Below are 8,517 nucleotides of genomic sequence, written 5' to 3' on the forward strand. Positions count from 1 at the left end.
TTGTGACTTGATTTTAGTGCCATCATTTCAGCATTCACCAGCGATACTTTGTTTTGTTATTACAAATTTGTAGTAACTGTTGTTTCCTGGTTGATTATCTTTTCGCCACTGCCCGGCTTGCCTTGTACTGGTGCGGCATGCCCCGTTCAGGTGCTGCGTTGCACCATGCCGCCCACCCAGATTGCCTGCGGACTATATTGCACCTCGATCAAACACGGCTGCTGCGTCACGTGGCCCTGATGCAGGCGCAGCGACTGTTGCCAATGCGCTGCCAGCGCGCCCGCCGCCACGCCCGTGGCGCTGTCTTCCAGCGCCGGATCGAGGTGGTTGAAGTTGCGTCCTTCGTACTCGTGCTCGCCCGTGCGGCAATACGCATAGCAACCGTTGACCTGATGCAAAGCGCTCCAGTCGGCGATCAGTTCCAGATTCGGCCGCAGCGCGCGCAGGGTCGTGCGGTCGGCCACTTCCAGCAGCAGCTTCGGGCTGCCGACGGAGGCGACCACGGGCGGCGACAGCAAGTGCATGTGCTGGCCCATGAGTTCCGACGGCACATATTTCTCCACCATGACAGCCGGTGCCGGCTGCTGCGCCAGGCCGATGAATAGACCTTCCGCGCGGTGCACCAGCCGCAAGGCTTGCCCGCGCATGGCGGTGCTCACCGTCAGCGCCGCCGGGGCGCCGGGCGCCGTCAGCAGCACGTGCGCGGCTGCCAGGGTGGCGTGCAGGCACAGGGGGCTGCGCGTGTGCGGATAAAAATAGTCGAGCACGATGCCGCCGTCCGCTTGCCGGTCGAGGAAGACGCAGGCGCTGACCTGGCGTTCGCGGGCGAATTGCTGGCGCGCCGTTTCGCTGCCGTCGTCGTTTTCCACGACCAGCGCCGCATTGCCGCCGCCGGGTGCGGTGCCGAAACATTTTAATAAGTGGACGATCATGGCGCGCGATGTGCAAGGTAAAACACGAGCATAAACGATAAGTCCGGTTTCAGATGCGTATAATGTACTGTGTTTATATACAGTATTGAGGTGGATCATGTGGGGCGCCGTCTTACCCGAGTATGCTGAGTTGTACTGCCTGAGCAATTTCAGCTTCCTGCATGGGGCCTCGCATGCGGAAGAGCTGGTGGCGCGCGCCGTCCAGCTCGGGTACAAGGCACTGGCCATCACGGACGAGTGCTCGCTGGCCGGTGTCGTGCGCGCCCATGCGACGGCCAAGCGGGCCGGTTTTCCGCTGATTATCGGCGCGCATTTTCATTTGACGCAGGCAGATGGCAGCCCGGCACTGTCCCTGCTGGCGCTGGTACGGGATATCGACGGTTACGGCAACTTGTCGGAACTGATCACCATGGCGCGCACGCGGGCGGCCAAGGGGCGCTATGTGCTGACGCCAGACGATTTCGCCGCGCCCTCGGCGGAGTTTGTCCATTTGCGGGGCTTGCCCGGCTGCCTGATGATCTTGCTGCCCAGCTACCCGGCCCAGCCGGAAACCGTGCGCGCCCAAGGCGCGTGGATGACGGCCACCTTTGGCGGCGAGCGCAGCTGGATCGGCCTGAACCTGCTGCAGCGGGCGCAGGATGACGCGCACCGCGGCGCCTTGCAGGAGGCCGCGCAAGTGCTGGGCTTGTCCTTGGTGGCCGTCGGCCACGTGTGCATGCACGTGCGTTCGCGCAAGCCTCTGCTCGACACGCTGTGCGCGATCCGCGTGGGCAAGCCCGTGGGCGAGTGCGGTTATGCGCTGGCGCAAAATGCGGAGCAGCATTTGCGCGCGCGCCTGCGCCTGGCCAATGTGTATCCGCCGCAGGCGCTGGCGGAAACCTTGCGCATCGCCAAGCTGTGCAAGTTTTCTCTCGACAGCCTGCGCTATGACTATCCCGACGAACTGGTGCCGGGAGGCCACACGCCGGCGACGTATCTGCGCGAGGAAACGTATGCGGGCGCGCGCCTCCGCTTTCCGTTGGGTATTCCAGCCAACGTGCAGGAGCAGATCGAGCAGGAGCTGGAGCTGATCGCCGAGCTGTCGTATGAAGCGTACTTTTTGACCGTGTACGATATCGTGCGCTTTGCCCGCTCGCAAAACATCCTGTGCCAGGGCAGGGGCTCGGCCGCCAATTCGGCCGTCTGCTATTGCCTGCACATCACGGAAGTGGACCCTGCACGCGGCAATTCACTGGTCGGGCGTTTCATGTCGCGCGAGCGCAACGAGCCGCCCGACATCGACGTCGACTTCGAGCACCAGCGGCGCGAAGAGGTGATTCAATATATCTACGGCAAATATGGGCGCGAGCGGGCCGCGCTGGCCGCCGTGGTGATCAGCTACCGGCCGAAAAGCGCCTTGCGCGACAGCGGCCGGGCGCTGGGGATCGACCTGGCCATCGTGGAAAAAGTGGCCAAGGCGCACCGCTGGTTCGACGGCAAGCGCGACCTGCTGGAGCGCCTGGCCGAATGCGGGCTCGACCCGGAGGCGGCATTGTCGCAGCAGTGGGCCGGCCTGGCGCAGCTGCTGCTGGGCTTTCCCCGCCATCTGTCGCAGCATCCGGGCGGCTTCGTCATTGCGCACGGGAAGTTGTCGCGCCTGGTGCCGATCGAAAACGCCACCATGGCCGGGCGCAGCGTCATCGAGTGGGACAAGAACGACCTCGAGGAGCTGGGCTTGATGAAGGTCGACGTGCTGGCGCTGGGCATGCTGTCGGCCCTGCGCCGCGCCCTGGAACTGGTCGGTGCGCGGCGCGGCGAGGAGTTCCGCCTGCAGGATATTCCCCGCGAAGACCCCGCCACCTACGACATGATGTGCGAGGCCGACACCATCGGCGTGTTCCAGATCGAGTCGCGCGCGCAGATGAGTATGCTGCCCCGGCTGCGGCCCCGTGAATTCTACGACCTCGTCATCGAAGTGGCGCTGGTGCGCCCCGGCCCCATCCAGGGCGGCATGGTGCATCCGTATCTGCAGCGCCGCCAGCAGAAAGAACCGGTCGAGTATCCGAAGGGCCTGGAAAAGGCGTTGGGACGGACTCTCGGCATTCCCATTTTTCAGGAGCAGGTGATGCAGGTAGCCATTATCGCCGCCGATTTCACGCCCGGCGAAGCGGACCAGTTGCGGCGCGCCATGGCGGCCTGGAAACGCAAGGGCGGCATGAACAATTACCATGACCGCATCGTCAATGCCATGGTTGACAATGGCTATGAGAAAAAATTTGCCGAGGCCATCTTCAGCCAGATCGAGGGCTTCGGCGAATACGGCTTTCCCGAGTCGCACGCGGCCAGTTTCGCCCTGCTGACGTACGCCAGTTCCTGGCTGAAATGCCATGAACCGGCCGCCTTTCTGTGCGCATTGCTCAACAGCCAGCCCATGGGCTTTTACAGTCCCTCGCAACTGGTGCAGGATGGTCGCCGGCATGGCGTGCAGGTGCTGTCCGTCGATGTGGCCATCAGCGGCTGGGAAGCAACGTTGGAAGAGACTGCGGAAGGCGCCGCGCCCGCCGTGCGCCTGGGCTTGAACAGCCTGTTCGGCATGCGTGCCGAGGCCGCCCAGCGTATCGAGGATGCGCGCGCCATTGCCGCCTTTGTCGACGTAGCCGACCTGGCGCGGCGTGGCGGCCTGGACCGTCATGACTTGCAGGTGCTGGCCGCCGGCAATGCGTTGCACGCGCTGGCCGGGCACCGGCGTGAGGCGCTGTGGCAGGCGTTTGGTGCCGTGCCCGACAAGGACTTGCTGCGTGACACCACGCAAGAGGAGGAGGTGCCCGTGCTGGCCGCGCCGACGGAAGGCGAGAGCATCGTCAGCGACTACCGTGCGCAAGGACTGACCCTGGGCCGCCACCCGCTGGCGCTGCTGCGCAGGCAATTGCTGGAACAGCGTTTCATGCCGGCGTCTACACTGATGATGTACACGAGCGGGCAAGTGGCGCGCGCCTGCGGCATCGTCACCGTGCGCCAGCGCCCGGGCACGGCCAAGGGCGTGATCTTCATGACACTGGAAGACGAGACGGGTACCGTCAACGTTATCGTCTGGCCCGACCTGGTGGAAAGCCAGCGACGCGAAGTGCTGAGCGCGCCGTTGCTGGGCGTGTACGGCATATGGCAGCGCGAGGGCATCGTGCGCAATCTGGTGGCCAAGCGCCTGATCGACATGTCGCATTTGCTGGGACGCTTGCGCACCAGCAGCCGCGATTTCTGTTGAGAATTGTCTTGTTTGCCCTAGGCATGGCATTATTTGAATATGACAACATTACCCGAACCGACACTGCGTCCCGCCCTCGTCGCCGACGCGCCCGCCATCGTCGCCCTGATCGACGACTTGATGCCCTTTTTGACCCTGCATCCGGACGGTGCCGGGGCGGAAAAGTTTATTGAAAACTGCCGCCAGCCGGCCATCGAAAATTACCTGTCGCTGCCGAACTATCATTATCAGATCGCGCATATCGACGGCGAACTGGCCGGCGTCGTGGCCATGCGAGACAACACGCACCTGTTCCACATGTTCGTGCCGCGCGCCCTGCACCGGCGCGGCATGGCGCGCCGTTTGTGGCAGGCCGCCCGCGATGCATCGCTGGCCCAGGGCGGCGTGACGGCCTTTACCGTCAACTCCTCGGCCTACGCCTTGCCCCTGTACCAAAGCCTGGGCTTTGTCGCAACGGGGCCGAAGGTGGAGACGGGCGGGATTGCCTTCGTGCCGATGCGCATGGAATTGACGGCCTGATTACCAGCGTACGATCTTGCCCGGATTCATGATGTTCTTCGGGTCCAGCGCGTGCTTGATGGCGCGCATGGTGTCGATGGCGCCTTCGCCATGTTCTTCCACGAGAAAAGCCATCTTGTGCATGCCCACGCCGTGCTCGCCCGTGCACGTGCCGTCCATGCCGATGGCGCGCGTGACCATGTCGCTGTTGACCTTTTCCGCGCGGGCGATGTCGGCCGGGTCGTCGGGGTCGACCAGCATCTGCACGTGGAAATTGCCGTCGCCCACGTGGCCGATGATGGCGTAGACGAGGCCCTGCGCCTCGCAATCGGCCTTGGTGGCGAGGATGCATTCGGCCAGGCGCGAAATGGGCACGCAGCAGTCGGTGGAAATGGCGCGGCTGCCGGGGCGCATCTGCAGCAGGGCGAAATACGCATTGTGGCGCGCGGCCCACAGGCGCGAGCGGTCTTCGGGGCGGCTGGCCCATTCGAAATCGCTGGCGCCGTGTTCGGCCGTGATGGCTTGCACCAGCTGCGCCTGCTCGGCCACGCTGGCCGGCGTGCCGTGGAATTCAAATAGCAACAGCGGCTTTTGCGGCAGCGCCATCTTGTCGTAGGCATTGATGGCTTTCACGCCATTTTCATCGAGAAACTCGACCCGCGCCACAGGAATACCCATCTGGATGGTCTGGATCACGGCGCTGACGGCTTCGCCCGTACCGGGGAACGAACACACGGCCGCCGAGATCGCTTCCGGCAGCGGATACAGTTTGACCGTCACTTCCGTAATGATGCCCAACGTCCCTTCGCTGCCGACGAACAAGCGCGTCAGGTCGTAGCCGGCCGACGATTTTTTCGCCCTGGTCCCCGTCTTGATGATGCGGCCATCGGCCGTCACCACGGTCAGGGCCAGCACGTTTTCGCGCATGGTGCCGTAGCGCACGGCGTTCGTGCCCGAGGCGCGTGTGGCCGCCATGCCACCCAGTGACGCATTGGCCCCCGGGTCGATGGGGAAGAACAGGCCCGTGTCGCGGATTTCCTCGTTCAGCTGCTTGCGCGTCACGCCCGCCTGTACGGTGGTCGTCAAGTCTTCACTATGCACCGCTACCATCTGCTTCATTTGCGACAGATCAATCGTCACGCCGCCGTGCAGGGCCAGCACGTGGCCTTCGAGCGAAGTGCCGCTGCCGTAGGCGATGATGGGCACGTCGTGCGCGCTGCACAGCTTGACGGCGGCCGCTACTTCCTCGGTGGAATGGGCGAAGATGACGGCGTCCGGCAGCATGGGGGGATAGCTCGACTCGTCGCGTCCATGGTGTTCGCGCATGGCTTGCGTCATGGAAAAACGGTTGGCAAAGATCAGGGAAAGTACGGCAGCAAGAGAGTCTGGCAGCGGTTTTTTCAGTACCGCCAACTGGTCAGTTTGATTCACGCAAGTCCTCCGTTTTTTTTATTCTACCCCGCACCTGGAGATTTCACCGAAGCACCATTTTTGCCAGTTGTAAAAAATTCCGCATGATGCGCCGCGCAGTGGTTGTAAATGAGAATCATTTCTATTAAAATGCCCGCCAGTAGTTATTTTGCAATGCGTGCTTCAATCCGAAAGGCCATGCCCATGAGATTCCCCCTGTCCCTCGCCGCCGTCCTGCCCGCCTGCGTGCTGGCCCTGAGCGCCTGCGGCAGCGTCGCATCCGTCAACGGTGCCGGCGCCACCGCCGTTGCGCCTGCCGCGGCGCAAGACGTGCGCCAGCTGGGCCAGATCGTCGACCTGCGCAGCGGCCAGCGCTTGACTGCCGAGCAATTGCTGGCCCAGCTGGCCGCCGCGCCCCGGGTCATCGTGGGCGAGCAGCATGACCAGCTCAGCCATCACCAGATCGAGCAATGGCTGCTGCTGCAATTGCAGGGTCAGCGTCCGCAAGGCAGCGTGCTGCTGGAAATGCTGAACCCGGACCAGCAAGCCAAGGTGGACAAGGTCAAGCCATGGCTGCAGACGGACCCCGTCGTGCGCCCCGAACACGTGGCCGAGCTGGTGGCCTGGCAGCCGAACTGGAAATGGGCGCAATATGGCGACCTCGTGATGACCGCGATGCGCGCGCCGTATCCCGTCTGGTCCGCCAACCTGGACCGCAGCGAGATCAAGCAAATGTTCATCGACAAGCCGGCCGTGCAGGGCAAGCATTCGAACCTGGCCAACGATGGCAAGGTGCATGACAAATTGAAAGACATCATCCGCGTCATGCACGACAACCAGATCGATGAGCCGCGCCTGGCCGCCATGCTGTCGGTACAGCAGCAGCGCGACCGCCGCATGGCTGAGCGTTTGCTGGCCGCGCCCGCGCCTGCCGTGCTGATCGCCGGCGCCTACCATGCGCACAAGGACCTGGGCGTGCCGCTGCACGTGCAGGACTTGACGGGCGGCCCCGCGCCGCTGGTGCTGGTCCTGGCGCAGCAGGGCGCGACGGTGCTGGCGCAGCAGGCCGATTTCGTCTGGTTCACGCCCGTTGTAGCGCCCGCCGTCGCCAGCGCCAAGTAAGCCGTTTTACCTCCGCCGGGCGTTCAGCCCGGCATTCTCCCCCAGCAAGCTTCTTCGCAGCAGCCAGGTAGTCCGTCCGATTTTTTTGCATGCGCGTGCGCGCCGTTGGCGCAGCCATGTCTGTTACCTGTTGAAGCTTCCATGCGTATCTTCTGTCTCAAAACCGCTACCTGCGGCGTCATTCTTTCCCTGTTGCATGCCACGGCGCAAGCGTCCGCCTTGCCGCACGACATGTCGCCGCTGGGCATGTTTTTCGCTGCCGACCAGGTCGTCAAAAGCGTACTCATCGGCTTGCTCGTCGCCGCGCTGGCCACCTGGGTGGTCTTGCTGGTGAAGGGCGCCAGCTTGCTGCAAGCCCGGCGCGCGGCAGCCCAAGCCGTCGCCGTGCTGAAGACGGCGACTTCCTTGCCGGACGCGGCGGCAAAGAGCGTGGCGTCCGTGCTGGCGCAACAGCTGCTCGACGATGTACAGCAGGAATTGACTCTGTCGCATGCCAGCGCGTCGGCAGCGGCCCTGAAGGAGCGGGCCGGTTTTCGCCAGGAACAATTGATCGTGCAGCAGGTGCGTGGCATGACGCAAGGCATTGGCTTGCTGGCCAGCATCGGCGCCGTGGCGCCGTTCGTCGGCCTGTTCGGCACCGTGTGGGGCATCATGAACAGCTTTATCGGCATCGCCGTCAGCCAGAGCACGAATCTGGCGACCGTCGCGCCCGGCATCGCGGAAGCCTTGCTGGCCACCGCCCTGGGCCTGGTGGCGGCGATTCCCGCCGTCGTCATCTATAACGTCCTGAGCCGAGGCATCAACCAGTACAAGGCGCAGCTGCTCGCCGCTTCCGCGCAAGTGCTGCTGATGCTGAGCCGCGACCTCGACACGTGCAAGCAGGCCTGAGCCATGGCGTCCCTGTTTCCTTCGTCTGACGACGACACTGCCGACATGCCGGAATTGAGCGAGATCAATGTCACGCCCTTCATCGACGTGATGCTGGTGCTCCTGATCATCTTCATGGTGGTCTCGCCGCTGGCCACCGTCGACCTGAAAATCGACTTGCCGGCCGCCACGGCCAAGCCTGAACCGCGTCCCGAGAAACCATTGTTCGTTTCCCTGAAAGCCGACCACAGCCTGTACCTGGGCGAAGCGCCCGTGGCGCGCGAGCAGCTGGGCAGCCTGCTCGACGCGCAGACGGGCGGCGACCGCCAGCGCACCCTGTTTTTCCAGGCCGACAAGCAAGCGGCCTATGAAGACGTGCTGGGCGTGATGGATGCCTTGCGCCAGGCCGGCTATCTGAAAGTGGGCCTGGTGGGTCTGTCTCTTATA

At 63.8% G+C, this 8,517-nt stretch carries 7 protein-coding genes; 5 read left to right on the forward strand and 2 right to left on the reverse strand.

What is annotated here, in order from left to right; all coding sequences use genetic code 11:
• Window positions 1-146: 146 nt before the first annotated feature.
• Window positions 147-932: a PhzF family phenazine biosynthesis protein gene (locus GYK42_RS27075; RefSeq protein ID WP_166450017.1), complete on the reverse strand. Its 786-nt coding sequence runs from the start codon at window positions 930-932 to the stop codon at window positions 147-149.
• Between the two features lie 97 nt (window positions 933-1,029).
• Here GYK42_RS27075 and GYK42_RS27080 point away from each other — a divergent pair, with 97 nt between their 5' ends.
• The gene (locus GYK42_RS27080) at window positions 1,030-4,173 is read left to right on the forward strand and encodes an error-prone DNA polymerase (protein WP_166450018.1); all 3,144 of its coding nucleotides are present in this window, start codon (window positions 1,030-1,032) and stop codon (window positions 4,171-4,173) included.
• 39 nt (window positions 4,174-4,212) lie between these two features.
• Entirely contained in the window at window positions 4,213-4,692 is a 480-nt protein-coding gene (locus GYK42_RS27085; protein ID WP_240943869.1) for a GNAT family N-acetyltransferase, read from the forward strand.
• Here the strand turns inward: GYK42_RS27085 and GYK42_RS27090 are convergent, their stop codons facing one another.
• Complete coding sequence (locus GYK42_RS27090) at window positions 4,693-6,102, reverse strand: FAD-linked oxidase C-terminal domain-containing protein (RefSeq protein WP_166450019.1); 1,410 nt, start codon at window positions 6,100-6,102, stop codon at window positions 4,693-4,695.
• A 177-nt stretch (window positions 6,103-6,279) separates the two neighbouring features.
• On the opposite strand from GYK42_RS27090, the gene GYK42_RS27095 reads away from it, so the two are divergent.
• From GYK42_RS27095 to exbD, 3 genes are all read left to right on the forward strand, one after another.
• Complete coding sequence (locus GYK42_RS27095) at window positions 6,280-7,203, forward strand: ChaN family lipoprotein (RefSeq protein ID WP_240943870.1); 924 nt, start codon at window positions 6,280-6,282, stop codon at window positions 7,201-7,203.
• A 141-nt stretch (window positions 7,204-7,344) separates the two neighbouring features.
• Window positions 7,345-8,091 (forward strand): tonB-system energizer ExbB, encoded by a 747-nt coding sequence (gene exbB / locus GYK42_RS27100; protein ID WP_166450020.1) that lies wholly within the window; start codon window positions 7,345-7,347, stop codon window positions 8,089-8,091.
• A 3-nt stretch (window positions 8,092-8,094) separates the two neighbouring features.
• Window positions 8,095-8,517 (forward strand): TonB system transport protein ExbD (gene exbD, locus GYK42_RS27105; RefSeq protein ID WP_205711575.1); only part of this gene is annotated, 423 nt, incomplete at its 3' end.

This window comes from Janthinobacterium lividum (assembly GCF_011601275.1).
In the GTDB taxonomy this organism is placed as follows: domain Bacteria; phylum Pseudomonadota; class Gammaproteobacteria; order Burkholderiales; family Burkholderiaceae_D; genus Janthinobacterium; species Janthinobacterium lividum_E.

Excerpts from the sequence above, each read along its gene's own strand:
- exbB (WP_166450020.1), top strand. The coding sequence starts at position 7,345 with ATGCGTATCTTCTGTCTCAAAACCGCTACCTGCGGCGTCATTCTTTCC.
- GYK42_RS27075 (WP_166450017.1), bottom strand. The coding sequence starts at position 932 with ATGATCGTCCACTTATTAAAATGTTTCGGCACCGCACCCGGCGGCGGC.
- GYK42_RS27095 (WP_240943870.1), top strand. The coding sequence starts at position 6,280 with ATGCCCATGAGATTCCCCCTGTCCCTCGCCGCCGTCCTGCCCGCCTGC.
- GYK42_RS27080 (WP_166450018.1), top strand. The coding sequence starts at position 1,030 with ATGTGGGGCGCCGTCTTACCCGAGTATGCTGAGTTGTACTGCCTGAGC.
- GYK42_RS27085 (WP_240943869.1), top strand. The coding sequence starts at position 4,213 with ATGACAACATTACCCGAACCGACACTGCGTCCCGCCCTCGTCGCCGAC.